At 61.4% G+C, this 25,027-nt stretch carries 24 protein-coding genes; 15 read left to right on the forward strand and 9 right to left on the reverse strand.

Features of this window, described 5'->3' with window-relative positions; translation table 11 throughout:
• The first annotated feature begins 17 nt into the window (after window positions 1-17).
• The 3 genes from HDEN_RS07385 (at window position 18) to HDEN_RS07395 (ending at window position 2,148) form a co-directional block, all read left to right on the forward strand.
• Window positions 18-548, forward strand: a complete 531-nt coding sequence (locus HDEN_RS07385; protein WP_013215523.1) for a DUF6790 family protein — start codon at window positions 18-20, stop codon at window positions 546-548.
• Window positions 549-655: 107 nt separating this feature from the next.
• Window positions 656-1,336: an HAD-IA family hydrolase gene (locus HDEN_RS07390; RefSeq protein ID WP_013215524.1), complete on the forward strand. Its 681-nt coding sequence runs from the start codon at window positions 656-658 to the stop codon at window positions 1,334-1,336.
• Window positions 1,333-2,148: an ATP12 family chaperone protein gene (locus HDEN_RS07395; RefSeq protein ID WP_013215525.1), complete on the forward strand. Its 816-nt coding sequence runs from the start codon at window positions 1,333-1,335 to the stop codon at window positions 2,146-2,148. The genes HDEN_RS07390 and HDEN_RS07395 overlap by 4 nt, the downstream gene beginning before the upstream one ends.
• Here the strand turns inward: HDEN_RS07395 and HDEN_RS07400 are convergent.
• On the reverse strand, window positions 2,145-3,443 hold the full coding sequence (locus HDEN_RS07400; RefSeq protein WP_013215526.1) for a hemolysin family protein: 1,299 nt from the start codon (window positions 3,441-3,443) through the stop codon (window positions 2,145-2,147). The two genes, HDEN_RS07395 and HDEN_RS07400, sit on opposite strands and share 4 nt — an antisense overlap.
• 218 nt (window positions 3,444-3,661) lie before the next feature.
• On the opposite strand from HDEN_RS07400, the gene HDEN_RS07405 reads away from it, so the two are divergent.
• Together HDEN_RS07405 and HDEN_RS07410 are read left to right on the forward strand one after the other, a co-directional pair.
• Window positions 3,662-4,354 (forward strand): DUF2750 domain-containing protein, encoded by a 693-nt coding sequence (locus tag HDEN_RS07405; RefSeq protein ID WP_013215527.1) that lies wholly within the window; start codon window positions 3,662-3,664, stop codon window positions 4,352-4,354.
• Window positions 4,355-4,495: 141 nt separating this feature from the next.
• On the forward strand, window positions 4,496-6,028 hold the full coding sequence (locus HDEN_RS07410; protein ID WP_013215528.1) for an acyl-CoA carboxylase subunit beta: 1,533 nt from the start codon (window positions 4,496-4,498) through the stop codon (window positions 6,026-6,028).
• A 117-nt stretch (window positions 6,029-6,145) separates the two neighbouring features.
• On the opposite strand, the gene HDEN_RS07415 is transcribed toward HDEN_RS07410, so the two are convergent.
• Window positions 6,146-6,442, reverse strand: coding sequence for a MoaD/ThiS family protein (locus HDEN_RS07415; protein WP_013215529.1), 297 nt, complete (start codon window positions 6,440-6,442; stop codon window positions 6,146-6,148).
• Between the two features lie 6 nt (window positions 6,443-6,448).
• Window positions 6,449-7,564, reverse strand: coding sequence for a WD40/YVTN/BNR-like repeat-containing protein (locus HDEN_RS07420; RefSeq protein ID WP_013215530.1), 1,116 nt, complete (start codon window positions 7,562-7,564; stop codon window positions 6,449-6,451).
• 347 nt (window positions 7,565-7,911) lie between these two features.
• Here HDEN_RS07420 and HDEN_RS07425 point away from each other — a divergent pair, with 347 nt between their 5' ends.
• Window positions 7,912-9,090, forward strand: coding sequence for an FAD-dependent oxidoreductase (locus HDEN_RS07425; protein ID WP_049775244.1), 1,179 nt, complete (start codon window positions 7,912-7,914; stop codon window positions 9,088-9,090).
• Window positions 9,091-9,108: 18 nt separating this feature from the next.
• Here the strand turns inward: HDEN_RS07425 and HDEN_RS07430 are convergent, their stop codons facing one another.
• Window positions 9,109-9,987 (reverse strand): NAD(P)-dependent oxidoreductase, encoded by an 879-nt coding sequence (locus HDEN_RS07430; RefSeq protein ID WP_013215532.1) that lies wholly within the window; start codon window positions 9,985-9,987, stop codon window positions 9,109-9,111.
• Between the two features lie 183 nt (window positions 9,988-10,170).
• Here HDEN_RS07430 and HDEN_RS07435 point away from each other — a divergent pair, with 183 nt between their 5' ends.
• The gene (locus tag HDEN_RS07435; RefSeq protein ID WP_013215533.1) at window positions 10,171-10,881 is read left to right on the forward strand and encodes an MgtC/SapB family protein; all 711 of its coding nucleotides are present in this window, start codon (window positions 10,171-10,173) and stop codon (window positions 10,879-10,881) included.
• Window positions 10,882-10,937: 56 nt separating this feature from the next.
• Window positions 10,938-12,251: an MFS transporter gene (locus HDEN_RS07440; protein ID WP_013215534.1), complete on the forward strand. Its 1,314-nt coding sequence runs from the start codon at window positions 10,938-10,940 to the stop codon at window positions 12,249-12,251.
• A 16-nt stretch (window positions 12,252-12,267) separates the two neighbouring features.
• Here HDEN_RS07440 and HDEN_RS07445 read toward each other — a convergent pair whose 3' ends face one another.
• Window positions 12,268-14,844: a heavy metal translocating P-type ATPase gene (locus tag HDEN_RS07445; protein ID WP_013215535.1), complete on the reverse strand. Its 2,577-nt coding sequence runs from the start codon at window positions 14,842-14,844 to the stop codon at window positions 12,268-12,270.
• 81 nt (window positions 14,845-14,925) lie between these two features.
• Here HDEN_RS07445 and HDEN_RS07450 point away from each other — a divergent pair, with 81 nt between their 5' ends.
• Both HDEN_RS07450 and HDEN_RS07455 read left to right on the forward strand, forming a co-directional pair.
• Window positions 14,926-15,201 carry a metal-sensitive transcriptional regulator gene (locus tag HDEN_RS07450; RefSeq protein WP_013215536.1) on the forward strand — a complete coding sequence of 92 codons (276 nt, stop codon included), beginning with the start codon at window positions 14,926-14,928 and terminating at the stop codon, window positions 15,199-15,201.
• Between the two features lie 157 nt (window positions 15,202-15,358).
• A complete protein-coding gene (locus HDEN_RS07455; protein WP_013215537.1) occupies window positions 15,359-16,351 on the forward strand; it encodes a L,D-transpeptidase in 993 nt (330 codons plus the stop codon).
• Window positions 16,352-16,357: 6 nt separating this feature from the next.
• Here HDEN_RS07455 and HDEN_RS07460 read toward each other — a convergent pair whose 3' ends face one another.
• From HDEN_RS07460 to HDEN_RS07470, 3 genes are all read right to left on the reverse strand, one after another.
• Entirely contained in the window at window positions 16,358-17,197 is an 840-nt protein-coding gene (locus HDEN_RS07460; protein ID WP_013215538.1) for an LssY C-terminal domain-containing protein, read from the reverse strand.
• Window positions 17,198-17,383: 186 nt separating this feature from the next.
• On the reverse strand, window positions 17,384-17,653 hold the full coding sequence (locus tag HDEN_RS07465; RefSeq protein WP_013215539.1) for a hypothetical protein: 270 nt from the start codon (window positions 17,651-17,653) through the stop codon (window positions 17,384-17,386).
• A 90-nt stretch (window positions 17,654-17,743) separates the two neighbouring features.
• A complete protein-coding gene (locus HDEN_RS07470) occupies window positions 17,744-18,451 on the reverse strand; it encodes a CAP domain-containing protein (RefSeq protein WP_013215540.1) in 708 nt (235 codons plus the stop codon).
• Between the two features lie 174 nt (window positions 18,452-18,625).
• On the opposite strand from HDEN_RS07470, the gene parC reads away from it, so the two are divergent.
• Window positions 18,626-20,875 carry a DNA topoisomerase IV subunit A gene (gene parC, locus HDEN_RS07475; protein WP_013215541.1) on the forward strand — a complete coding sequence of 750 codons (2,250 nt, stop codon included), beginning with the start codon at window positions 18,626-18,628 and terminating at the stop codon, window positions 20,873-20,875.
• A gap of 108 nt (window positions 20,876-20,983) precedes the next feature.
• The gene (locus HDEN_RS07480; RefSeq protein WP_013215542.1) at window positions 20,984-21,403 is read left to right on the forward strand and encodes a hypothetical protein; all 420 of its coding nucleotides are present in this window, start codon (window positions 20,984-20,986) and stop codon (window positions 21,401-21,403) included.
• A gap of 27 nt (window positions 21,404-21,430) precedes the next feature.
• On the opposite strand, the gene HDEN_RS07485 is transcribed toward HDEN_RS07480, so the two are convergent.
• Complete coding sequence (locus HDEN_RS07485; protein ID WP_013215543.1) at window positions 21,431-22,195, reverse strand: arginyltransferase; 765 nt, start codon at window positions 22,193-22,195, stop codon at window positions 21,431-21,433.
• Between the two features lie 863 nt (window positions 22,196-23,058).
• Between HDEN_RS07485 and HDEN_RS07490 the strand changes: the two genes are divergently transcribed.
• The 3 genes from HDEN_RS07490 (at window position 23,059) to HDEN_RS07500 (ending at window position 24,982) form a co-directional block, all read left to right on the forward strand.
• Window positions 23,059-23,265 (forward strand): hypothetical protein, encoded by a 207-nt coding sequence (locus HDEN_RS07490; RefSeq protein ID WP_013215545.1) that lies wholly within the window; start codon window positions 23,059-23,061, stop codon window positions 23,263-23,265.
• Between the two features lie 85 nt (window positions 23,266-23,350).
• The gene (locus HDEN_RS07495; protein ID WP_013215546.1) at window positions 23,351-24,640 is read left to right on the forward strand and encodes an O-acetylhomoserine aminocarboxypropyltransferase; all 1,290 of its coding nucleotides are present in this window, start codon (window positions 23,351-23,353) and stop codon (window positions 24,638-24,640) included.
• A 21-nt stretch (window positions 24,641-24,661) separates the two neighbouring features.
• The gene (locus HDEN_RS07500) at window positions 24,662-24,982 is read left to right on the forward strand and encodes a hypothetical protein (RefSeq protein ID WP_013215547.1); all 321 of its coding nucleotides are present in this window, start codon (window positions 24,662-24,664) and stop codon (window positions 24,980-24,982) included.
• Window positions 24,983-25,027 lie beyond the last annotated feature (45 nt).

Consider the following 25,027-nt stretch of genomic DNA (forward strand, 5'->3'; position numbering starts at 1 on the left):
ATGCGCGGAGGTGAGACATGGCTGACCTGATTGCGTCCATCATCCGCTTCGTGCTGTCGAATTATTCGCTGACGTTTCTTGTCGTCGGGTTTGCGTTCGCATTGGTTGCCATTGCTCGCGCGGAGAAGCCCGTCTCCAGCGCAACCGTCGTCGAAAAGCTACTGTCCTGGTACGTGTTCTGGTCGATCGGCGTCGGCTATTTCTATAATTTTGTGATGCACGCTTTCTTTGGAGAGATGGTCGCCTCGTTCATCGGCTGGCCCGATAGCCCGTTCCAATTCGAGGTTGCCACTGCGAGCCTTGGCTTTTCCGCCGTCGGATTTCTTGCAGCCTTCCGAAGTTTCGATCTGAGGCTTGCCGCGGTCGTCGGCCCGGCGCTGTTCATGCTCGGCGCGGCGGCGGGTCATGTCTACCAGATGGTCGAGCACCGGAATTTCGCGCCGGGCAATGCAGGCGTGGTTTTCTATATGGACATCGCCATTCCGCTCATCGGGTTCGGTCTGCTTTGGCTGCGTCACCGCTCCGGCCGTCAAGAGATGCCCGGCTAGACCGCCTGCCGCCTGCCGCCTGCCACCCGCCGCGACGTGGCGTCGCTCGACGAAATCGAGCATCGCACGGAATTTGCGGCGATATCGGAGCGTGCTAGAACGCAGTCATGAAACTCATCGTTTTCGATTGCGACGGCACCATCGTCGACAGCCAGGCCAGTATCGTCCTGTCGATGGAGCACGCCTTCAAATCGCTGCGCATGATTCCGCCGACGCGCGAACAGACGCTCGCCGTCGTCGGCCTGTCGCTTCTCGAAGCGTGTTCGGCGCTGGCGCCGGAAGCGGAGTACGGGACGTGCGTGGAATTGAGCGAAGCCTACAAGTCGGCGTTTCGCGATCTCGACCGAAATCCGTCGGACGCCGATGTCCTCTTCCCGCTGGCGAAGGAAACGATCGCGCATCTGGCAGCGCGTGACGATCATCTGCTTGCGATCGCGACCGGCAAGTCGCGGCGCGGTGTCGAGCGCATGTGCGAGCGCGAAGGTTGGCAGTCGAGCTTCGTGACCATTCAAACGTCGGACGATCATCCGTCGAAACCGCATCCGTCGATGCTGCTGCAGGCGATGCGGGAAGCGGGTGTCGAGCCTGGCGATACGGTGATGATCGGCGACACGACGTATGACATCGACATGGCACACGCCGCTGGCGTTTCGGCGATCGGCGTCGCGTGGGGTTATCACAGCGTCGCGGAACTCACGACCGCAGGCGCGCACCGGATCATCGAGAGCTTCACCGATCTTCCCGCCGCGATCGACGTCGCGCTTGGCACGAAAAGCTGCGCGGCATGAGCGGCTCGTCTTCCAACGGAAACGGCAACGGTGAAGGCAAGGGCGATCATCGCGCCGATCTGGAGCGTGCGTCGGGTGGCCCGCGAGGCACGATCAGCGACAGTCTCGCAAAGCCGCTCGCACGCCGCTTCTATAAGGAAGCCAGCACGGGCGACGTCGCGCCGTTTCAGATTTTGCTTGATGGACGCGCCGTCAAGACGCCGAAGAAGCGAGCACTCGCCGTTCCGACAAAGGCGTTGGCCCTCGCTATTGCCGACGAATGGCAGGCGCAGGTGGATACCATCGATCCGTCGCGTATGCCGCTGACGCGCTTCGCCAATACAGCGATCGATGCCGTCAGCGAAACCCTGGATGCTGTCGCGGCGGACATCGTCGCCTATGCCGGCAGCGATCTCGTTTGCTATCGCGCGGAGACGCCGGATGAACTGGTAGCGCTGCAGTCACGCGACTGGAACCCGATCGTCGCCTGGGCGGACGCCACGCTCGATGCGAGGTTCAGGGTCGTGCCGGGCGTGGTCCATGTCGAGCAGTCGTCCGAGGCGCTGGCCGCCGTCGGACACGCGCTGACGCCGCACGATCCATTCCGGCTGACGGGGCTGCACGTCCTGACGACGCTGACGGGTTCGGCGCTGCTGGCGCTTGCATTGGAAAGCAAAGCCGTGACGGTGGACGCGGCCTGGAACGCCGCGCACGTCGATGAGGACTACCAGATCTCGCTTTGGGGCGAAGACGCGGAAGCTACCGCTCGACGCCGAGGCCGCCGCGCCGAATTCGATGCGGCATGGCGCTGGCTGGCACTGCTCCGAACCTAAGGGTTGCGCCTGCGCGCCTTGGAAACCCGGTTCGCCAGGACCTTGTCGATGCGGCGGCCGTCGAGGTCGACGACTTCGAACCGCCACCCGTCGACTTCGAAATATTCGCCCGTCTTGGGGATGTGCTGGAGCGCGGACAGGACATATCCCGCAACGGTCTCATATGAGCGGTTCGCGGGAAGCGGGACGCCGATCTTGTCCGACATTTCGTCGACGGGCATTGCACCAGAAAGCAGCCACGATCCATCGTCGCGTTCGACCGCGTACGGATCGAGGCCTTCGGTATCCGACTTGAAGGTGCCAGCGATGGCTTCGAGGAGGTCTGCTGGCGTCACCAGACCTTCGAAATCTCCATACTCGTCATGGATAAGCGCCATCGGGACTTCCGCATCGCGGAGCACCGCCAGCACAGCTAACGCGTCGCTCGTTTCAGGAATGACGGGCGCTTTGCGGATATAGGAATTGATCTCGAATGCCTTGCCGGCGAGCAGGCCCGAAAGCAAGGCGCGCGTCTGGATCACTCCGATCAGCTTGTCGACCGATCCTTCTCCCACCGGCAAACGTGAGTGCGGTGTCGAAATCAGACGCGCCTTGATGACGTCGTCGGACGCGGCGATGTCGATCCAATCGACATCCGTGCGCGGTGTCATCAAGCCACCAACGGCGCGGTCGGCCAAACGCATCACGCCTGAGATCAGGTCTCCTTCACCGCTTTCAAGAACGCCGGCAGTTTCGGCCTCGGCGATGACGGTTTTGATTTCTTCATCGGTGACCCGGCTTTCGCTTTGCGGCGAAAGGCCAAGAATACGGAATACAAAACGCGTCGACGTGTCGAGCAGCCAAACGACGGGACGCGCGAAGCCCGCAAAGGCGGTCATGATTGGCGCGACAAAGCACGCAATGCCTTCAGCGTTGCGAAGCGCGAATGTCTTCGGGACGAGCTCTCCGGCAATGACTGAGAGATAGGTGATGATCGCGACGACGAAGCCGAATCCGAGCGGATGAGCCAGCGTCGGACTTAAGCCGAGACTTAAAAGGTATTCGGCTGCGTACTCGCCGAATGTTTCGCCGGAATAGGCACCATTGACGATTCCGATCAGCGTGATGCCGATTTGAACCGCCGAAAGAAACTTGCCGGGATTGTCCGATAGGGCGAGTGCGCTTTTGGCGCCTGGGCGTCCTGACGCCTCGAGTGTCTTTAACCGGGGTCTTCGAGCCGAAACAATTGCCAGCTCAGACAGCGCAAATAGGCCGTTAAGGCCTATTAAGATCAGAACAATCAGTAGCTCTATCACGAGATTTCGGCTTCCGGAACCGCGTCCGAGCCACTCCCATTGTTGAGTGAAGGCGAAACATATGGCTCGCCGGTAGCTGGTTCAAGAGGTTGTGTCACTGCGCGCAGCCTATTCTGCAAATGGTGCGCGCCGCTGCGCCGAACGCGTTCGATGGTTGCTATCGCGATATGATTGACCGAGAATCGCGCAGATGATTCTCAGAAGCGTAGGCTGATCCAATGCTGCACAGGCCGCGCATTCCGGAACTTGCACAACGCGACCGCTTCATTCGCCGGGCGGTCAGCGAAGGGCGGGTGCTGACATTCGCTGATGAAGAAACCGCATCCGTTCCGTCTCAGAAAGTCAAAGGTAGGACGGTACAACTTTTCTGGTCGAGCCGGATCGAAGCGACGCGGTGGGCAGAGGCGCTTGCCGGCAACAACGAGCTGCAGGACATTGGCCTCGTCACGTTCGCGGCCGAAATCCTGCCCGGCATCGCCAAGGGCAAGGGCTTCGCAGGAACCGACTGGGTTTCCGATCCGATCGAAGCCGAGGTCGATCCCGTCGATCTGCTCATCCGCCTCAAGACGGAAGCTGTGCCTTATTACGCCTCGGCCGCTACTGGGCGCGGCGAGGTTTTTCTCGTCGCAGACGAAACCGGGCCGATCCTGACGCCTGCCGGTCCGTGGGCGCCATCCGGTGATCTGCTGCACGTCTTCGCGGCGCGCGCCGAGGCCGAGCGGCACCTGAAGCAGGCTGGCGGCAAGCGGGTGATAGCCGCTTCCATCGCCGATCTCGTTGGCGTGACCCTTCCCTGGGCCGCCACGCGCGCCCACGCGGTCGCGATCGAGCCCATCGCCGGGGCGGGGTTTCTTGAGGTTAAGATCGGTGAGTTCGGGCGCCAACTTGCCGCGGCACAACCGTCAGCGTAAACCCCACATCCGGCAGCTTTCCGGTATTAAAGGCCGTCCGGCGCGGCCCGCGCTGGCCGCCGATTTCTCGACATTTGCGCTCTCGCGAGGCCGTGCTAGAGAGCCAGCGCATTCATCACGGCAAGGCAGGGTGGCTATTTCATGAAAGACATCATCGGGGAGCTTGAGACGCGGCGCGCGAATGCTCGTCTGGGCGGCGGCCAGGCCCGTATCGACTCGCAGCACAAGAAGGGCAAGCTGACAGCCCGCGAACGCATCGAGCTGATGATGGACGAGGGCTCGTTCGAGGAGTTCGACATGTTCGTCGAGCACCGCTGCACCGAGTTCGGCATGGAAAAGACCAAGGTTCCGGGCGACGGCGTCGTGACCGGCTGGGGCACCATCAACGGGCGCACGGTCTATGTCTTCGCCAAGGACTTCACCGTGATGGGCGGATCGCTGAGCGAAACGCACGCCAAGAAGATCACCAAAATTCAAGACATGGCTCTGAAGAACCGCACGCCGATCATCGGTCTGTTCGATGCGGGCGGCGCGCGTATTCAGGAAGGCGTCGACGCGCTCGGCGGCTATGGCGAAGTGTTCCAGCGCAACGTTCTGGCTTCCGGTGTCATCCCGCAGATTTCCGTCATCATGGGACCGTGCGCTGGCGGCGACGTCTACTCTCCCGCGATGACCGATTTCATCTTCATGGTCAAAGACACGAGCTACATGTTCGTGACCGGACCGGACGTCGTGAAGACCGTGACGAACGAAACGGTGACGGCGGAAGAACTCGGCGGCGCCAAGGTCCACACGACGAAATCGTCGATCGCCGATCGCGCCTACGAGAACGACGTCGAGGCGCTCTTGCAGATGCGCCGGCTGATGGATTTCCTGCCGTCGAGCAACAAGACGGGCGTTCCCGAAATTCCGACCGAAGACAAGCCCGAGCGCATCGACCATTCGCTCGACACGCTCATTCCGGACAATCCGAACAAGCCTTACGACATCAAGGAACTGATCCTCAAAGTCGTCGACGAGGCGGACTTCTTCGAAATCCAGGAAGCGTTCGCGAAGAACATTGTGACCGGCTTCGCGCGCATGGAAGGCCGTACCGTCGGCATCGTCGCGAACCAGCCGATGGTGCTCGCGGGCGTGCTCGACAGCGATGCGTCGCGCAAGGCCGCGCGCTTCGTGCGCTTCTGCGACTGCTTCGATATTCCGATCGTCACGTTTGTCGACGTGCCGGGCTTCCTGCCGGGTACGGCGCAGGAATACGGCGGGCTCATCAAGCACGGTGCGAAGCTTCTGTTCGCTTACGCCGAGGCGACCGTTCCAAAAGTCACCGTCATCACGCGCAAAGCCTACGGCGGCGCCTATGACGTGATGAGCTCGAAGCACATTCGTGGCGACGTGAACTACGCTTGGCCGACGGCCGAAATCGCCGTCATGGGTGCGAAGGGCGCGGCCGAGATTCTCTATCGCTCCGAGCTTGGCGACGCTAAGAAGATCGAAGCGCGGATCGAGGAATACAAGAACCGTTTCGCCAATCCGTTCGTCGCCGCCGAGCGCGGCTACATCGACGAGGTCATCAAGCCGTCAACGACGCGCAAGCGCCTCTGCCGGGCGTTGAACATGCTGCGCAACAAGACGCTCGAAAATCCCTGGAAGAAGCACGACAACATTCCTTTGTGATTGATTGCCGTTTCCGACTCCGCTTCGCGGAGCCGGCCGGAAACGGCGGTCGCACCTCGAATGTTCGCTGTTCCGACTGTGCTCCGCACAGCCAGCCGGAAGCGGCGAAGGGGTATGCTATCCGCCGGCGAGCGCGCCGATGATCAGGAAGGGTTGTGCGCCGGATGCGACCGCGTCGGGTAACGGCGCGTCCGGTTCATCGTGCGACAGGTCCCGCTGGCACGCGAAGAACCGCACGAACGCTCGGCGCTTGAGCGTGCCCTGTTCGCGGATGGCACCGCGCAAAACCGGATAGTGCGTCTCCAGCGCGTCGAGCAGCGATTTCTGTGTGGCGGGTCCGTCGACGGCGAGCATCACCTCGCCATTGACGTTGGCGTGCATCTTAAGATGTGCGGGAAGCACGACGCGGATCATGCCGGCTTACCTCAAGGTCTGCGCTTCGACCGAGAGCACCGGAGGAAGATCGCGAACGATGGCTGCCCAGGTGTCACCGGAGTCTGACGAGGCGTAGACTTGACCGCCGGTCGTTCCGAAATAGATGCCGCAGGAGTCGAGCGTATCGATCGACATGGCATCGCGCAGCACATTCACGTAGCAGTTGGATTGCGGCAGTCCGTTGGTCAGCGCTTCCCAATCCTCGCCGCCCGTGCGGCTGCGCCAGACCTGCAATCGTCCGTCTATCGGAAAGTGCTCTGAATCGCTTTTGATCGGCACCACGTAGATCGTCTCGGGCTCATGTGCGTGAACGTCGATGACGAAACCGAAATCGGTCGGCAGGTTGCCGCTGACCTCGCGCCACGAGTTGCCGCCGTCGTCACTGCGCATCACGTCCCAGTGCTTCTGCATGAACAGGACATTGGGGCGCGACGGGTGCATCGCAAGCCGGTGAACGCAATGGCCGACTTCTGCTTCTGGGTCCGGGATGTACTCCGATTTGAGCCCGCGATTGATCGGCTTCCAGGATTCGCCGCCGTCTTCGGTGCGAAATGCTCCGGCCGCCGAAATCGCAATGAACATGCGCTTGGCATCGGAGGGATCGATGAGGATCGTGTGCAGACACATGCCGCCGGCGCCGGGTTGCCAATGTGCGCCCGACCCGTGGCCGCGCAATCCGGGCAATTCATGCCAGGACTTGCCGCCGTCGTTTGAGCGAAACAGCGCTGCGTCTTCTACACCAGCGTAAACGGTATCGGCCTCGGTCGTGGAGGGCTCGATATGCCAGACGCGTTTGAATTCCCACGGATGCGGCGTCCCATCGTACCACTGATGCGTGCCGGGGACGCCGTCATAGGCGAACGTATTGTCGACGGGTTGCCATGTCTTGCCGCCGTCGTCGGATCGCTGGATTTGCTGGCCGAACCAGCTGCTCGATTGCGAGGCGTAGATCCGGTTTTCGTCAATGGGAGAACCTTTGACGTGATAGATTTCCCAGCCGGCGAAATGAGGACCGCTGACGTCCCAGCTTTTGCGCGCTTCGTCCGATGTCAGCACGAAAGCGCCCTTGCGGGTCCCGACCAATAATCTGACGCCAGCCATCGCTGTCTCCCTTGTTTTGCGCCGGCGTCTCGCATTCCGCGAACCGTCCGCAATCGCGCTATTTCAAGACCACGGCAGGAAGGATTTCAATTCGGCACACGCGATCCCTGCCGATTACAAGGACGTTCTTTGGAGGGCGGTTCCGACACGCTCACCAAAAAAGCCGAATTGAACGGTGTCGAGCCAAAGTCCAGGTGTCTGGTAATCGAGGCTTTCACGATCTGTGGAGTTTCAGCGTAAGACTTTCTCAACCAGTCTGAATGGCGGCGGTCGCGAATAAAAAGTTTTAAATCGTGCGTAACTTTGCGAGCGTACCTTTTGCCCGGAAAAATGTGGGGTATGGGTCCGTGGTTGAGACCGACGTTGCCATCGTTGGGGCGGGGCTGGCTGGTTCTCTAGCCGCGGTGATCCTGGGACGGGCCGGTTATTCGGTGGCGCTGATCGATCCGTTCGACCAGGCGCGTCCGGATTTCCGTTGTGAGAAGATTGAAGACCGGCACGCCGACTCCCTCGCCAAAGCTGGTGTTCTGGACGAGATTCTGCCGGCTGCGCGCAGGTATGAGAACGTGTGGGTCGCGCGTCTTGGCCGCCTCGCCGAGATCAAGCCGATCGTTGAATACGGTCTCGCCTACGGCGACTTCGTCAACTGCATGCGGCGCCTCATCCCGGCGCAGGTTGTTTTCGTGCACAACAAGGTCGGATCGCTGACGCTGAGCCCAGAGCGTCAGACGTTGACGCTGGTCGGCGGCGAGCAGATTTCGACGCGCCTCGTCATCGGAGCGACCGGACTTGGCGCCGGATTTCTCGACCGCATCGACATGCACCGGCGCGAGATTTCAAAATGCCATTCGCTGTCGATCGGGTTCGATGCCGAGTCCGATGAACTGCCCTTCGATTCCCTGACGTACTTCGGAGAAGATCCGTCGCATCGCGTCGCGTACATCACGCTGTTCCCGCTGGCGACAGGGCTGCGCGCCAACATCTTTTCCTATCACGACCTCGATCATCCGTGGGTGAAACGGCTGCGCATCAATCCGATGGACGCGATCGCGGAAGCGTTGCCGCGCCTCGAACGTCTCGCTGGCCGCCTACGCGTGCGCGGTGCGATCAAGATTCGGCCCGTCGATTTGATCGCGACGGAAAATGCCGTGCAGCCGGGAATCGCGCTGGTTGGCGACGCGTTCTCGACAGCCTGTCCGGTGAGCGGCACGGGCGCGAGCAAAGCGCTCCTCGATGCCGAGCGTCTCTGTAACGTGCATGTCCCGGAGTGGCTGGCGACGCCGGGAATGAGCAGCGACAAGATTTCGACCTTCTATCGCGATCCGCAGAAGACGGCGTGCGACACCCAATCGCTCAAGAGTTCTCTGTTCTCGAAGCGCAGCGTGCTCGGACAGTCGGCACTCTGGAGCGCCTACCGCTGGGGCTGCTACGCGGGTTCGGTCGGGCGAAATCTTATCGAACACAAACGCTTTCCGCGCGTTCCGGCGAACGGCGCGATGCAAGGTGGAATGCCCGCCAATCACTGACGGGCACGTTTCAAGCCGCTATTTCGAGCCAGCGTCCTTCGCCGGTAAGCCTCCGATGGCCGACCAGTCGAGGTTGTCGCCGCCGTTGGCGAGTAGCGTCAGATAACGATCGCGCAGCAGGCTCGCTAACGGCAGCGGAACGCGGAGGTCGTCTCCGGCTGCAAGCGTCAAACGCACGTCCTTCAATCCGAGCGGCGCGGCGAACCCCGGCGGTGAGAACTTCTCGTCGGCGATCAACGTGCCGTATGTCTTGTAAACCGGCGCGCCGAATAGCGTCGACGTCATAAGTTCGAGATACTGGTGCTTGTCGATGCCGGCCTTGCCGACAAGCGCCATCGCTTCTCCGAGGGACTCGATGACGGAAGCGATCAGAAAATTGCCGCTGAGCTTAATGATGTTCGCGGCGGGCGCGTCTTCCGAGACCGTGAATGTTCTTTGGCCGATGGCATCGAAAATCGGCATTGCGGTTTTGACGGCTTCGGGTGGGCCGGCCGCAACGATAAACAGCTTGGCTGCCGCAGCAGCTTCCGGTCTGCCGAATACGGGCGCTGCGACGTAGCGTTGTCCTCTGCCAGCGTGATGCTCAGCGAGGCGCTTCGAGAGCGCGACGCTGATGGTGCTCGATGAAATATGGATGGCGCCCTTCGGCAAGCTCGCGAGCACGCCGCCGTCGCCGTAGACCGCGCTTTCGACGGCGTCGTCATTGGAGAGCATCGTGATGACGGCGTCGCCGCGACAGGCATCGGCGATATGATCCGCAACTTTGGCCCCTTGCGATGCGAGCGCATCGGCTTTCGCACGGGTGCGATTGTAGACGGTCAGCTCGTGTCCGGCTTTGAGCAGATTGGCGGCGATGCCGGTGCCCATCTGTCCCAAGCCGATAAGTCCAATGCGCATTTTGCCGATCCTGCGATTTTTCGATGTTCCGGAGCGTAGCAATTCCGAGCGTTGTGAAGGTATGCGCTTTGGCATACCTCGGCGGCGCGGGGCGATGGGGGTGCCGAGCAATCGCCGCTTTCGGGCCTGAACCCGAGACTGTAAACTTACAATTTCGCGTGCCACCTTGCGGAGGTTTCGAGAATGGAAATGCCACTCTATCCGAGTGTCACGGATATTGCGCTCCGTCTGTTCTTGACGGTGGTTGCGGGAGGGCTGATCGGCATCAACCGGGAAGCCGGCGGACATAGCGCGGGCTTCCGGACGACGGTGCTGGCGGCGCTTGCGGCCTCGCTCGCGATGATCCTTGCGAATTCCATTCTCGATGTCGGCGGCAAGACGCCTGGCTCATTCGCGACCATGGACCCCATGCGGTTGCCTCTCGGAATTCTGACCGGCATGGGCTTCATCGGCGGCGGCGCGATCCTCAAACAAGGCAACACGATTTCGGGCGTCACGACGGCCGCGACGCTCTGGGCCGTGACGGTTGTCGGTTTGTGTTTCGGAAGCGGCAACCTGATACTCGGCAGCGTCGGTACCGCGATCATCCTGCTTACGCTCATCGGATTCAAATGGGTGGACTTGCGCGTCGCGCGCAGGCGGCGTGCGCACGTGGTGATCGAAGGCGCACGGAATACGCCGACGCTCGCCGAGTTTTTCAAAACGGTGCAGTCCGAGGGATATGGCGTCACGTTCCTCAGCGAAACGGACGTTGGCGACGAGCGCAGGCACATGACATTTGAAGTGCACTGGGAGCAGCCCGAGATTGACGGCAATCCGCCTCCGCTGCTCGATTTTCTGACGAGCAAGTATAATCTTCAGTCGTTCGAGATGGTTGCCGAGGGCTTCCGCTAGGGGCTCGAATAAACATCGAAGTGCGCGAATTGCGAACGCGCGGGATCGGAGCCGATATGACGTCGCGGTCGCTGACATCCGCGCTGGCGCGAAGAAACGTACACTACGGCTGGGTCGTCGCCGCCGTGACGTTTCTGACGATGCTCATCACGGCCGGAACAATCGGTGCGCCCGGCGTCTTCATCGTTCCGCTCGAGCGTGAGTTCGGCTGGACGACGTCGGAGATTTCCTCGGCGCTTGCGCTCCGCTTTTTGCTTTACGGATTGATGGGGCCGTTCGCCGCCGTCCTGATGAACCGCTTCGGTGTCCGCCGCATCGTGCTGCTGGCGCTCGGCATCCTGACGGTCACGCTCGTCACGTCCCTGGCGATGACGAGTGTCTCGCAACTGATCTTGCTCTGGGGCGTCGGACTCGGCATCGGCACGGGACTGACGGCGATGGTCCTCGGCGCGACGGTCGCAACGCAATGGTTCTCTGAGCGGCGTGGCCTTGCGATGGGCTTGCTGTCCGCGAGCACGGCGACGGGTCAGCTCGTTTTTCTGCCGCTGCTTGCGAGCCTGACGGAAGCTTACGGCTGGCGCATAGCACTGTGTTTCATCTGTGCGATGCTGGTTCTCGCGACATTGCTCGTCACGCTGTTGATGTGCAATCGCCCGTCCGACATTGGTCTCGCGCCGTATGGGGCGACCGACATCGTTCCTCACGTCCGGCCGAGCGGCGGTCTTGGCGAACTTCTCACCTCGCCGGTTCTCGTGCTCATGGACGCAATGAAGAGTGGTGCGTTCTGGGTACTGTTCGGCACGTTTTTCATTTGCGGGTTGAGCACCAGTGGTCTGATCCAGACGCATTTCATTGCGCTGTGCGGGGATTTCGGCTTGGCGCCGGTGAAGGCGGCGAGCGTGCTCGCGATGATGGGCGTGTTCGACTTTTTCGGAACGATCGGATCGGGCTGGCTCTCGGATAGGTTCGACAATCGCTGGCTGCTGTTCTGGTATTATGGCTTGCGCGGGCTATCGCTCATCTATCTGCCGTTCACGGATTTCACGTTCTACGGGTTGTCGCTATTCGCGATGTTCTACGGACTCGATTGGATCGCGACCGTGCCGCCGACGGTGAAACTCACGTCGCGCTATTTCGGCGCCGAGCGCACGAACGTCGTGTTCGGCTGGATCTTCGCGGGGCATCAGCTTGGTGCAGCGGCCGCGGCGTACGGTGCGGGACTGACCCGCACGGAATGGTCGACGTACCTGCCGGCGTTTTTCATCGCCGGCGCGGCGTGTCTCGTCGCGGCACTGTTCGCGCTGTCGCTCGGCAAACCGGGACGAACGGCCGTTTCTCCAACGGCTGCGTTCGAACCCGATCCCGTGTGACGTTGCGAACTCCGCGTCAGCCGATGTCTGTTGCGCGAAGGCGGAGTGCGTTGCTGATCACGCTCACGGACGACAGCGACATCGCAACGGCGGCGACGATCGGCGACAGCAGAAGTCCGAACGCCGGGTAGAGGACGCCTGCCGCGATCGGCACACCGGCTGCGTTATAGACAAACGCAAAGAAGAGGTTCTGCCGGATGTTGGCCATCGTCGCTTCCGAGAGGCGGCGGGCGCGCGCGATGCCTTCGAGATCGCCCTTCAGGAGCGTGATGCCTGCGCTTTCGATCGCAACATCGGTTCCGGTTCCCATTGCGATACCGACATCGGCGGCGGCGAGGGCGGGGGCGTCGTTGACGCCGTCACCCGCCATTGCGACGGCGTGACCATTGCGGCGGAGTTCTTGCACGATCTTCGCCTTGTCTTCGGGAAGCACGTCGGCTTTGACGTCCGAAATGCCGAGCTTGGCTGCGACGCTCTTCGCCGTCGTCACGTTGTCGCCCGTCAGCATGATGATATGGATGCGGCTGTCGGCGAGCTTGCGTAGCGCGGATGCGGTCGTCGCTTTGATCGGATCGGCGACGGCGATCACGCCTGCGGCCTTGCCGTCGAGCGCGACGTAGACGGCCGTTCCTCCGTCGCTGCGCAGGCGTTCGACTTCATGATCGAAGACGGCTGTGTCGATTGCAGCATCGGCCATGATGCGGCGGTTGCCGACGACGACGCGGTGTCCTTCGATGACGCCGGATACGCCTTTGCCTGATGGTGCGTCGAAGTCCGAGACAGGAGCCAGGGCAATATTTCGTTCCTTCGCGGCGGCGACGACGGCCGCGCCAAGGGGATGCTCGCTCGCATGCTCGAGGCTCGCCGCGAATTTCAGAAGATCGGGCTCGCTGACGGACGATGCGGTTCGCACCGCCGTCACCTTCGGTTTGCCTTCGGTCAGCGTTCCGGTTTTGTCGATGACGAGCGTGTCGATCTTTTCCATGCGCTCGAGCGCTTCCGCGCTTTTGATCAGCACTCCGGATTGCGCGCCGCGTCCGACGCCCACCATGATCGACATCGGCGTCGCAAGGCCAAGTGCGCACGGACAGGCGATGATCAGAACGGAAACGGCTGCGATCAGTGCGTAGGAGAAGCGTGGTTCCGGCCCGAATGTCGCCCAGGCGATGAACGCCAGCGCAGCGGCAGCGATGACGAGCGGCACGAACCAGCTTGCGACCTGATCGGCGAGGCGCTGGATCGGCGCGCGGCTGCGTTGAGCTTCGGCGACCATCTGCACGATGCGTGCGAGCATGGTATCGCGGCCGACGCCTGTCGCGCGCATGACCAGCGTTCCGCTGCCGTTGATCGTTCCGCCGATGAGCTTCGCGCCGGTTGCCTTGCTGACGGGATTGGATTCGCCGGTCACCATCGACTCGTCGACGAAACTCTTGCCGTCGATGACGTCGCCATCGACGGGGATGCGTTCGCCGGGACGCACGCGCAAGCGGTCGCCGACGGAAACGGCGTCGATTTCGATTTCCTGTTCGCTGTCTCCGGCTGCAAGACGCCGCGCGGTTTTCGGCGTGAGATTGAGCAGCGCGCGAATGGCGCCACCGGTCTGTTCGCGCGCGCGCAGTTCAAGAACCTGCCCGATCAGCACGAGAACGGTGATGACGGCGGCGGCTTCGAAGTAGACGGGCACCGAGCCACCATTCGTGCGCAGCGCGGGTGGAAAAATATCCGGCAGGAAAGTCGCGACGACGCTGTAAGCCCAAGCGACGCCGGTGCCGATGGCGATCAGCGTGAACATGTTGAGATTGCGCGTCTGGATCGATTTCCAACCGCGCTCAAAGAATGACCAGCCCGCCCACAGCACGACCGGCGTCGCGAGAGCAAACTGCAGCAAGTTGGATGCAGCCGGGTCGATCAGATGGTGCAGTCCGAAGAGATGGCTGCCCATCTCCAGAATGAAGACGGGTGTGGCGAGCACGAGGCCGATCCAGAGGCGGCGCGTCATGTCTGCGAGTTCAGGATTGGGAGCGGCGTCGGCCGTGATGATGTCGGGCTCGAGCGCCATGCCGCAAATCGGGCACGGACCAGGTCCGACTTGCCGGATCTCGGGGTGCATCGGGCAGGTGTAAATCGTGCCTTCCGGCACGGGCTCGGCGGAAGCCTCAGCGGGACTGAGATACTTTGCAGGGTCGGCGACGAATTTCGTGCGGCAACCGGCGCAGCAGAAATAGTACGTGTGCCCGGCGTGCTCGGCGCGATGCTTGGCGGTATGCGGATCGATGTTCATTCCGCAGACCGGATCTTTATTCAGGTGCTCGGACTTTTGTTCGGCTGCAGCGGGATTGAGATACTTCTCAGGGTCGGCAAGGAATTTCGTGCGGCAACCAGCGCAGCAGAAATAGTACGCGTGTCCGCCATGCTCGGCGCGATGCTTGGCAGTCAGCGGATCGACGCTCATTCCGCATACGGGGTCTTTTTCCAAAGGCTCCGGCCTATGCTCTGCCTTCGCTGGCGCGGGGTCGTGACCACAGCCGCAGCAGCTTTTACCGTTCTGTGTTTCGCCTGCGTGTCCGTGCGATCCGTCGTGATCCGTTGCCATAGAAAATTCCGTATGCCCTATACCCCATGAGGGTATCTCCGATATTTGACACGTATACCCCCATAGGGTATGAGTCAAGGTATGCACAAACACATGAAATCGTCCTGCCTGAAACGCCTGAACCGTATCGAGGGACAGGTGCGTGGCCTCGCGAAAATGGTCGAGGACGATCGTTATTGCATTGACGTCGTCACGCAGATTTCAGCGGTACGCGCGGCGCTCCGCCGCGTCGAAGAAGAGGTGCTGCGCGATCATGTCGCCCACTGCGTCGAGCACGCGATCGCGAGCGGTAACGCTGCGGACCAGCGGCGCAAGGTTGCGGAGTTGATGGACGTGCTGGCGCGCGCATCGCGCTAAACTGCAAGTCTTGCTCCTTCAATTTGTAATGTCGCAGGCGGTGCTGTGCCATCGGTTCGCCACGCGAAAGTCTCGTTCGGGCGCGACATACACCCGACGGAACGATAGGCTCGCAGCGTTGTTGTGGGCTCTGTCGGAATGACCACCGCGGGGTCCCATGAAAACATTCATTGCAACCGTTGCCGCATTTCTCGTGTCGACGACGTGGTCAACGCTGGCTTCAGCACAGCAGTGGGACCCGTGGGACGGCGGGCGCGGACAGATCTACAGCGATCAGGACGATGATGATCGCGGCTACGATGACAATCGCTACGGCGGTCCGCGCGTCTACCGGCGTTTCGATGATAACGACGATCGGCGCTATGATCCCCGATACAATGGCGGACCCGACACCAGCGTCAGGCGCGACGATCGATATGACGGCCGCCGGTATTTCGATGATCGCCGTTACGACGGCCGGGACGACTATGGAGCCTGGGATGCCGCGCCGCAGCCGGACGTAGAACAGCAGCTGAGCAAGACGCCCGGATCGAACGGCGGAAGCCGGCCTTACATTCAGGCGGTGGCACCGCCGGTGGTGCCGTTCAGCGGCCCGTATTCTCAGGGCTCGATCGTTATCGATGCGAGCAAGCGCAAACTCTATTACGTGCTCAGTTCAACGTCGGCGTATGCGTATTCGATCGGTGTCGGACGTCAGGGTTTCGGCTGGTCGGGCAAGGAAAAAGTTTCGCGCATCGCGGACTGGCCGGACTGGTATCCGCCTGCCGACATGCGCAAGCGCAAGCCGGAATTGCCAACGCGCATGCTGGGCGGCATTCGCAATCCGCTCGGTGCGAAGGCGATCTATCTCGGCAACACGCTTTACCGCATTCACGGCACCAACGAGCCGAAGTCGATCGGGCGCGCGGAATCGTCGGGCTGCTTCCGTATGCTAAACGAAAACGTGCTGCATCTGGCATCGCTCGTGCGCGTCGGCACCGAGGTGACGGTCGTGCGATCGCTCGACGGCAAGATCGCGTCGGCCGCGAGTTCCAAGCCGGTCCGGGCCAAAGCAAGCGACAGAGCACGCCCGCAGCGCTTCGATCGCCGCGATTTCGGTGGCCGAGGCGCTGACTTTGACGATCCGTATGCTTACGAACCCTGGCGGTGAGATCGCCTAGGATCGTTGCGATTGTCCGTTATTGACGGCCGCTTCAACTGGTGAAGGAGCGACTGCGATTTCAGCAACGGCGATCTCGCCATCGGCAATGTAGTGGTTGACACGCTCCAGCTTGTCGCCAGGCTTGAACAACGTGGCGTGGCGGATCGTGCCGTGTCGCGTCAGGTCGTCGACAATGAAATCGCGCTCGGCGTTGGTGTCGGCGTCCGTGGCGTGCGTGAGTTGAAACGTGAGCCACGTCAGCGAGAATCCGGTGTCGCGTGTCCCGGCTCCGACCCATAGCGTGAGGGGATGACTGGCAACGTCCAGCCGCGCACCGTCAGTGTTCGAAGCGTCGCCCTGCGCCCAGAAGCGGACGTGATGGCGTTTGCGAGGGCTGTCGCCGATGGCTTTTTGAAACCCCACGTCTTGGCCCCGGCCGTACAGATAAAGTGTGCTGAAGGGCGCCGAGGGATAAGGCGTGTTCAAAACGAATGAGCGGGCCATGCGCCACGAACTCGCCAGATTCAAAGGCGCGGCCTCGATCCATCCCGCGTTGACGAAAGCGTTGCGGAGTTGATCAAACGTGCCGACCAGCGCGAGATTGACAGGATCTCCAGGCAATCCATCTCCTGTGACGGTGAAACGCGGTACGTGGTTGCGCTGTTGGATTTTCAGTCCCGTGTTGACGACGCGTGGAAGGATGACGTAGGCCGCCAGCGCGTAAGTCAGACACAGCGCCAGTATTGGCGGCGCCCGGCGGTCGACGAACTTAAAGACGTCGACGATCAGCCAAATGCTGACAATGCCGAGCGCGACGATCGTCACGCGCTGGATGAGGCGAATGATTGCTCGCACGATTTGCCTTATGCGCTGCCGACATCGGGATCAATTTTGTAATTCCGGCGATGTTAGCATGCTCGGCTTTGCCGGCAACGGTGCGTTCAGTGTATCGTGAGGGTGGCGTTAAGGAGCGATGGTGGGCATGAACAAAAAAAGCCGCCCACGGCGAGGTGGGCGGCATCAATGCGTGGCAAATCGCGGCTATGGATTGGACGGAACCTGTGGCGGCTCCTTCGGAACATTGACGTCAACGCCCGGCGCCTGAACGCGCGTTCCACTGCCGTCCTTTTCGACATGTGCAAATGGAGCGTCGACGGTGGTCTCGCCGGTGGCTTTGTTCGATTCAACACGAACCGCCGGGCTATCGACGAGCACTTCCGTTTGCGAGCGCTGGTAGGCGTAAACGCCGCCAGCGATCAGCGCGAACAGCACAATGACCAACGCGATGCTGCCGAATCTGGGGCCATTCATTTGCGACCTCGTTTGCTATCAATTCGGTCAGCAAAACGAGTTTCGGGCGCGAAATGTTCCGAATGCCAGTTTTCGCGAAGCTTATCGAGATCAGCGCGACTTGATGTTGATGCCGATCTCGATCGAGATCGCGCCGTTCACGCCGCTTTTCAAAATGTAGCGCTTGCCATTCTCGGGGCTGAAGCGCGCGATCTCGCTTCCCGACGAAAGAAAGCCAGCCGGCTTCGTGAACGTGATTTCGCCGACGCTGCATGAGCTCTGGGTGATCGTCATGCGCGGTTTGAGATCGCGCGTCTTGCCGAGAAACCGGTAAGCGACGATGTCGGCCGAGGTATTGACGACCTCAAATTTGACGCCTTCACTCGCGGGGCGCCCAAACATTTCGACGGAGATATACTTCGGCACGGGGTCCGGTGATTTCGCGACGCCGACACCGATCTCGGTCGCGGACGCCATCAGGATATTGGCGCGATGGGGCGCCGAGTTCATCCAACCAGCGACGGCCTGCATCGCGAGCTGGCCGGTATCGAAGCCCTGTCCCGACCGGTCCATGGCGATGTTTTCGGCAACGGCGCACGGCTTGTAGCCCGCCGTTTCCGCGCGCTTTCCAGGATTGCCGCCGTCGGCGGTGTGGGAAAACTGGCCGCTGCGTGCGAGGCGTTCCGCATACGCGCGTGCAGCCTTGGCGAGCATGGCGTTGATGCGCAGCGCGTTGAGGTTCTGCTCACGCCGGACCTGATTGGTCATCTCGACGATCTGCAGTTCAACCTTGGGTAAATCCGGCACCAGCGCCGCCATCCGCACCAATCCTGTTATCGTGGCAAATCAATCTGTTGGCAAATGATGTGCTCGCCGTGACACTCGCGCACCATCGCAAAAGCTTGCGCCCAAATAGCACGCTTTTCATAAAGCGGCAGTGTGGGCGCCATGGCGGGCTTGAGAGCCTTGGGGCCGCGCTGTAGGGATGCGCCCATGACGACAAAACCGATTCTTCCTGGCGACGGCCCGATCGAGCCCGTCGAATTCCGTACCGCTCTCGAGGAGCGGTATCTCGCGTATGCGCTGTCGACGATCATGAACCGGGCGCTGCCCGACGTGCGTGACGGTCTGAAGCCCGTCCACAGACGCATTCTCTATGCGATGCGCGAACTCAGGCTCAATCCGGAAGGCGGCTACATCAAGTGCGCGAAGATCGTCGGCGAGGTGATGGGTGACTATCACCCGCACGGCAACCAGGCGATCTATGATGCGCTGGCGCGTCTCGCGCAGGATTTCGCGGTGCGCTATCCGCTGGTCGACGGCCAGGGCAACTTCGGCAACATCGACGGCGATAATCCGGCGGCGGAACGCTACACCGAAGCGCGCATGACGGAGACGGCGGCGCTGATCCTCGAAGGCATCGACGAGGACACGGTCGAGTTCCGTCCGAACTACGACGGCCGCGTCGAGGAGCCGGTGGTTCTGCCGGCGGCGTTTCCGAACCTGCTGGCGAATGGCGCGTCGGGCATCGCGGTCGGTATGGCGACGAACATTCCGCCGCACAACGTCGATGAGCTTTGCGCCGCGCTGCTGCATCTCATCAAGCATCCGAATGCGACGATCGAAAAGCTCGTCGAGATGGTACCGGGGCCGGATTTCCCAACCGGCGGCGTGATCGTCGAGCCGCGCGATGCAATTCTGGAAGCCTATAAGACGGGCCGCGGCGGTTTTCGCGTGCGCGCCCGCTGGAGCAAGGAAGATACGGCACGCGGCGGCTATCAGATCGTCGTCACCGAAATCCCCTACGGCGTTCAGAAGGCCAAGCTCGTCGAGAAAATCGCCGAGCTGATGAGCGACAAGAAGCTGCCGTTCCTTGGCGATGTGCGCGATGAGAGCGCGGAAGAAATTCGCCTCGTGCTGGAGCCGAAGACCCGCGTCGTCGATCCCGTGCTGCTGATGGAGAGCATGTTCCGCGCTTCGGAACTCGAAGTGCGCGTCGGGCTCAACATGAACGTACTGTCGGCGGGCCAGGTGCCGAACGTGCTCGATCTGCGCGATGTGCTCTGGCAGTGGCTGGAGCACCGGATCGAGGTGCTTGTTCGCCGTTCGACGCATCGCCTGAAGAAGATCGAGCATCGCCTCGAAGTTCTCGACGGCTATCTGATCGCCTATCTCAATATCGATGAGGTCATCCGGATCATTCGTCGCGAAGACGATCCGAAGGCGAAGCTGATCGCGAAATTCAAGCTCAGCGATGTGCAGGCGGAAGCGATCCTCAATCTACGTCTGCGGTCGTTGTCGCGGCTCGAAGAGGTCGAGATCCGTTCCGAGCACGACAAGCTTTCGAAAGAGCGGCGCGAGCTGAAGCAGCTTCTGAAATCGGAAGAGCTGCAATGGGAGCACGTCTCGAACGAGGTCAAGACGACGCGCGAGGCGTACTCGAAGAAGACCGCAATCGGCCGCCGACGTTCGACGTTCGCCGATGCGCCGGAGGTCGAGGTCGATCTTGCAACGGCCTTGGTCGAGAAAGAGCCGGTCACGGTCATCCTGTCGGAAAAGGGATGGGTGCGCACGCTCAAGGGGCATCAGGACGATCTCTCGAAGCTGGACTTCAAGCAGGGCGATGCTTTGAAGCGCGCCATCAAGGCGTTGACGACCGACAAGCTCGTGCTGCTGACGACGAACGGCAAATTCTTCACGCTCGAAGCAAACGCGCTGCCGGGCGGGCGCGGTCACGGCGAGCCCGTGCGGCTGATGATCGATCTCGAAGAGAACCACGACATCGTCGAGGTGTTCGTGCACGATCCGTCGCGCAAGCTGCTCGTCGCTTCGACGGCGGGCTACGGCTTCATCGTGCCGGAAGAGGAAGTGATCGCGTCGACACGCAAGGGCAAGCAGGTCCTGAACGTGTCGGAGCCGGATGAGGCGCGCGTCTGCGTCCCCGCCGAAGGCGATTACGTTGCGACGGTCGGCGACAATCGCAAGCTTCTCGTCTTTAAGATCGACGAGGTTAACGAGATGACGCGCGGCAAGGGTGTCATCCTGCAACGCTTCAAGGACGGCAGCCTGTCCGACGTTCGCGTCTTCAAGAAGTCGGATGGCTTGACGTGGGTCGACAGCGCGGGTCGAGAATTCACCCTCGCGTGGGGTGAGATGCGCGACTGGGTCGGCGAGCGCGCACAAGCCGGGCGTGTCGTTCCGCGCGGGTTCCCGCGATCGAACTCGTTCGGTCCGCGATTTTGATTGCGGATGTTGACCGGCCGCGCTTGTCGCGGCCGCTCGGCACGGCTACGACCATGTCGCATGGGTGGGACGTTTAAAAAAGCGGCTTGGATCGTGGGGGCGGCGGCGATGATGGGGATCGGGACCGCCGATCTCCGGGCGCAAGGCACCGAAACGACGTGCCAGAAAGAGGACTTCGAGGCTGTCGTCGAGGCGACGGCGTCGAGCCTGCGCGATCTCAACAGCAAGAACCGGCCTGAGTTTCAGGAAAAGCTGCGCGAGCTGAAGTTGAAGCGCAACTGGAATCAGAACGATTTCATGGAAAAGGCCGCGCCGTTCGTGCGCGACGACAAGACGGCGGTCTACGACAAATCGACGGACGAACTGCTGTCGGCGATTTCGTCGATGGGTCGCGAGGGCGCGAGCGCGGCGAGCCCGGACTGCGCGATCCTGCTGGAACTCAGAGCCCGGATGAATGTGCTCGTCGATACTCAGACGGCGAAGTGGCAGTACATGTTCGACAAGCTCAATGCCGAGCTGGCGAAGTAAGATCAGCAACCCTGAAGGTCTGCGCTTTTAGAATTCCTCGGCGTCTTCGGGGACGCGCTCCCAGCGATCCGGTCCGAGGCGTTCTTGCGGCTGGAAGCGCGTTTTGTACGCCATCTTCTTCGAGCCCTCGATCCAATAGCCGAGGTAGACGTGCGGCAGACCGATGCGCTGCGCGAAGGCGATATGCTCCAGGATCATGTACGTGCCGAGACCGGAGTCGGCGCCATCGGGATCATAGAAGCTGTAGACCATCGAGATGCCGTCGCTCAGCCGGTCGCACAGCGCCACGGCCTTGAGCGGCCAGGAGTCGAATTCGGAATCCGGCGCGCCGTCCGGCCTCTGGCGGTATTCGGTCAGGAACGTGTCGATGACGGTGTCTTCGACCATCATGCGGTAGTCGAGCATCGTCATGTCGGCCATGCCGCCGTCGCTGTGGCGGGCATCGATGTAGGCGCGGAAGAGCTTGAACTGTTCCTGCGTCGGGATCGACGCGGTGCGGCGCGCGGCGAGCTTGGAATTGCGCACCCAGCTGCGGCGCATCGATCGATTGCTTTTGAACTCGTTGACCACGACGCGCACGGACACGCAGGCCTGGCAGCCCTCGCAGTACGGCACGTAGGCGATGTTCTGGCTGCGGCGGAAGCCGGTTGTCAGCAGGCGGTCGATGAGTTCCGGCGGCTTGTCGTGCGTCAGATGCGTGAAGAGTTTGCGTTCAAGCCGGCCGGGCAAATACGGGCAGGGCTGCGGAGCGGTAACGTAGAACTCTGGAAATTTCTTTTGTTGCTCCGTCATTCCGACGCGTCCCTCGGGGCACCAGCCTTCTACGATGATAAAGGGAGGCGCAGGTCAGGATCAAGGCACCGGCGATTATCCATAGATAGGATCGGTGAATGGGAGGCAAAAATAGTACGCCGCGCACGCGCGTTGCGCTGCGAAAACGGGTCTTATGGAGCCTGCGAGCTACAACACGAGTGGTCGCGCCGGCGCGTTTGGTGCGAAACGACGCGCACGCAGCTTTCAGCGCGTCTCAGACGCCGAGCGGGGAGGTCTGAGTTGTCGCCGCAGGCGAGTTGCCAGAAGTCGTCGCTTCAGCGTTGGCCACAATCGCGTAGAGGGCGCATGCCGAGATGATGCCGGCCACGACGATCGCCGCCCAAAGGGCCGATCTTCGCAGAAACCACCCGACCGTCGGAGCCCCGGATTTGGTTTTACCGTCCCACGCCGCACTTTGAGCCGAAGAGGCCCCGTAAGTCGTCATTTGCCGCCCTTATATCTGTCTCGGGACTCGCGCGCCCACTTCTCGCTCTTAACCCTGTCGGTGCACAAGCACGCAGCTGCCTCAATCCGCAGAAAACCGAATCGTTTGTTGTATTTCGATGACTGATTATGCGCGGGTGGGCATTGTGCGAGGCTGAATTGTGGCTTATCGGCTACTTTTGCGGCGAATTTTCGAGCCCAACAAGACACACTCGGATCTTCAAAGCGGCATGAACGCGATTTAGCATTGAGCCGCGTCGGTCGCGTTCTTGTGCCTGACCGAAATTCCCACATACTTCGGGAAATAATCTCGACGATAACAAACAGGCATCGAGGAACCGCTCAAGGCAAGCCGGATCACTCTTTCGAGTGATCGTCAGACTAGACCTGGAGGTTCCATGATCGAACTCGTCGTCGCCGTCTGCATGATCGACCAACCGTCTCGCTGCCGGGACGTGACCCTCAATTTCGAGGGTGAGAGGGTCACCGCCCAGCAATGCGCCATGAACGGCCAGATTGAAATGGCGAAATGGATTGGTGAACATCCCAACTGGGTAATCCAGAAGTGGCGCTGCGGCATCGCCGGCCAGTTCGCCAAGCTTTGAATAGCTTTTGCAGAAAGGCCGGTTGACAGACCGGCCCACGCTGCGCTCCCTGACGGCGCAAAAAACGCCGCTCAGGAGTTCTCACATGACACAGTCGCCGACGCAAAAGTTTGCGACCCAGGCCGTGCACGCGGGCGCAAGCCCCGATCCCGTCACAGGGGCGCGCGTGACGCCGATCTATCAAACGACATCCTTCGTGTTCAACGATCCGGACCACGCGGCGGCACTGTTCAATCTCGAAGCGTTCGGAAACATCTACACGCGGATCAACAATCCCACGCAGGCAGTGCTCGAAGCACGCGTTGCCGCGCTCGAAGACGGCACGGCGGCGCTGGCCGTTGCGTCGGGTCACGCCGCGCAATTTCTCGCGCTGCACACGCTCCTCGAGCCGGGTGACGAATTCATCGCGGCGCGTCAGCTCTACGGCGGCTCGATCAATCAGTTCAATCACTCCTACAAGAAATTCGATTGGAACGTCGTCTGGGCCGACGCGACGGACGCGTCGAGCTTTGAGCGGGCAATAACGCCGAAGACGCGCGCGATTTTCTGCGAGAGCATCGCCAATCCTGGCGGGATCGTCAGCGATCTGCCGGGCATCGCGGCCGTTGCCAAGCGCGCCGGTGTTCCGTTCATCGTCGATAACACGCTGGCGACGCCCTATCTCTGCCGGCCGAAAGAATTCGGCGCCGATATCGTCGTGCACAGCCTGATGAAGTTCATCGGCGGACATGGCAACTCGGTCGGCGGCGTGATCGTCGATTGCGGCACGTTCGACTGGCTGAAAAGTCCGCACCGATACAAATCTCTGGTCGACCCAAATCCGTCCTACAACGGAATGAAGCTCGCCGAGGCTTTCGGCCCTATGGCGTTTGCGATTGCGGCGCGTGTGCTCGGTCTGCGCGACCTCGGTCCGGCGATTTCGCCTTTCAATGCGTTTCTCATTCTGACCGGCGTCGAGACGCTGCCGCTCAGGATCCAGCGTCAGGTCGACAACGCGCGCATCGTGGCGGAATGGCTGGAAAAGCAGCCGGGCGTCGGTTGGGTGAACTATGCCGGGCTGCCCAAGAATCCCAGCTACGCTCTCCACCAAAAGATTTGTCCAAAAGGTGCGGGTTCGGTCTTCACGTTCGGCCTCAAGGGTGGTTATGAAGCGGGCGTGAGGCTGGTCTCGGCCTTGAAGCTCTTCAGTTTCCTTGCCAACATTGGGGACACCCGCAGCCTCGTCATTCATCCGGCGTCGACCACGCACCGGCAGCTTCGCGACGAAGAGCGCGCAGCCGCAGGGGCCGGCCCGGATGTTGTCCGCCTGTCACTCGGTATCGAAGATGTCGACGACCTCATCGCCGATCTCGAGCAGGCACTTGCCGCGATTTAGAAATGCCGCCAGGAAGGGGCCATGAACTACCAGCTTGTTTTGCAATTTCAGGGTGACGACGAGGATACGCTCGACAAGGTGATCGAACTCGAGGACCGCCTGATCGACGCCCTCGGCGGTTCGACGACGGCGGAAGTCGATGGGCATGAGCCTGGCGACGGCGTCATCAATCTCATTCTGCTCGCGAAGAACGCGACGAAGGTTTGGGAAAAGATCGAGCCGATCGTCGAGGGCGCGTCGGACGAACTCGACATCAATGCCGTCGCGTTTCGCGCGCTGGAGGGGGAAGACTTTACCGTCCTCTGGCCCGTCGATTACGAGGGCGAGTTCGAGCTGGCTTGATGAATTGCGCTTTGCGGCTTCCCTAAGGGGCCAGCCGCAAAGCGC

It is taken from the genome of Hyphomicrobium denitrificans ATCC 51888 (assembly GCF_000143145.1).
Classification (GTDB): domain Bacteria; phylum Pseudomonadota; class Alphaproteobacteria; order Rhizobiales; family Hyphomicrobiaceae; genus Hyphomicrobium_B; species Hyphomicrobium_B denitrificans.

Coding starts and splice junctions, on each gene's coding strand:
- HDEN_RS07415 (WP_013215529.1), bottom strand. CDS start 6,442: ATGATCCGCGTCGTGCTTCCCGCACATCTTAAGATGCACGCCAACGTC.
- HDEN_RS07410 (WP_013215528.1), top strand. CDS start 4,496: ATGAAAGACATCATCGGGGAGCTTGAGACGCGGCGCGCGAATGCTCGT.
- HDEN_RS07385 (WP_013215523.1), top strand. CDS start 18: ATGGCTGACCTGATTGCGTCCATCATCCGCTTCGTGCTGTCGAATTAT.
- HDEN_RS07435 (WP_013215533.1), top strand. CDS start 10,171: ATGGAAATGCCACTCTATCCGAGTGTCACGGATATTGCGCTCCGTCTG.
- HDEN_RS07485 (WP_013215543.1), bottom strand. CDS start 22,195: ATGACGGAGCAACAAAAGAAATTTCCAGAGTTCTACGTTACCGCTCCG.
- HDEN_RS07430 (WP_013215532.1), bottom strand. CDS start 9,987: ATGCGCATTGGACTTATCGGCTTGGGACAGATGGGCACCGGCATCGCC.
- HDEN_RS07395 (WP_013215525.1), top strand. CDS start 1,333: ATGAGCGGCTCGTCTTCCAACGGAAACGGCAACGGTGAAGGCAAGGGC.
- HDEN_RS07495 (WP_013215546.1), top strand. CDS start 23,351: ATGACACAGTCGCCGACGCAAAAGTTTGCGACCCAGGCCGTGCACGCG.
- parC (WP_013215541.1), top strand. CDS start 18,626: ATGACGACAAAACCGATTCTTCCTGGCGACGGCCCGATCGAGCCCGTC.
- HDEN_RS07490 (WP_013215545.1), top strand. CDS start 23,059: ATGATCGAACTCGTCGTCGCCGTCTGCATGATCGACCAACCGTCTCGC.
- HDEN_RS07420 (WP_013215530.1), bottom strand. CDS start 7,564: ATGGCTGGCGTCAGATTATTGGTCGGGACCCGCAAGGGCGCTTTCGTG.
- HDEN_RS07450 (WP_013215536.1), top strand. CDS start 14,926: ATGCACAAACACATGAAATCGTCCTGCCTGAAACGCCTGAACCGTATC.
- HDEN_RS07405 (WP_013215527.1), top strand. CDS start 3,662: ATGCTGCACAGGCCGCGCATTCCGGAACTTGCACAACGCGACCGCTTC.
- HDEN_RS07470 (WP_013215540.1), bottom strand. CDS start 18,451: ATGGCGGCGCTGGTGCCGGATTTACCCAAGGTTGAACTGCAGATCGTC.
- HDEN_RS07455 (WP_013215537.1), top strand. CDS start 15,359: ATGAAAACATTCATTGCAACCGTTGCCGCATTTCTCGTGTCGACGACG.
- HDEN_RS07440 (WP_013215534.1), top strand. CDS start 10,938: ATGACGTCGCGGTCGCTGACATCCGCGCTGGCGCGAAGAAACGTACAC.
- HDEN_RS07390 (WP_013215524.1), top strand. CDS start 656: ATGAAACTCATCGTTTTCGATTGCGACGGCACCATCGTCGACAGCCAG.
- HDEN_RS07480 (WP_013215542.1), top strand. CDS start 20,984: ATGATGGGGATCGGGACCGCCGATCTCCGGGCGCAAGGCACCGAAACG.
- HDEN_RS07500 (WP_013215547.1), top strand. CDS start 24,662: ATGAACTACCAGCTTGTTTTGCAATTTCAGGGTGACGACGAGGATACG.
- HDEN_RS07465 (WP_013215539.1), bottom strand. CDS start 17,653: ATGAATGGCCCCAGATTCGGCAGCATCGCGTTGGTCATTGTGCTGTTC.
- HDEN_RS07445 (WP_013215535.1), bottom strand. CDS start 14,844: ATGGCAACGGATCACGACGGATCGCACGGACACGCAGGCGAAACACAG.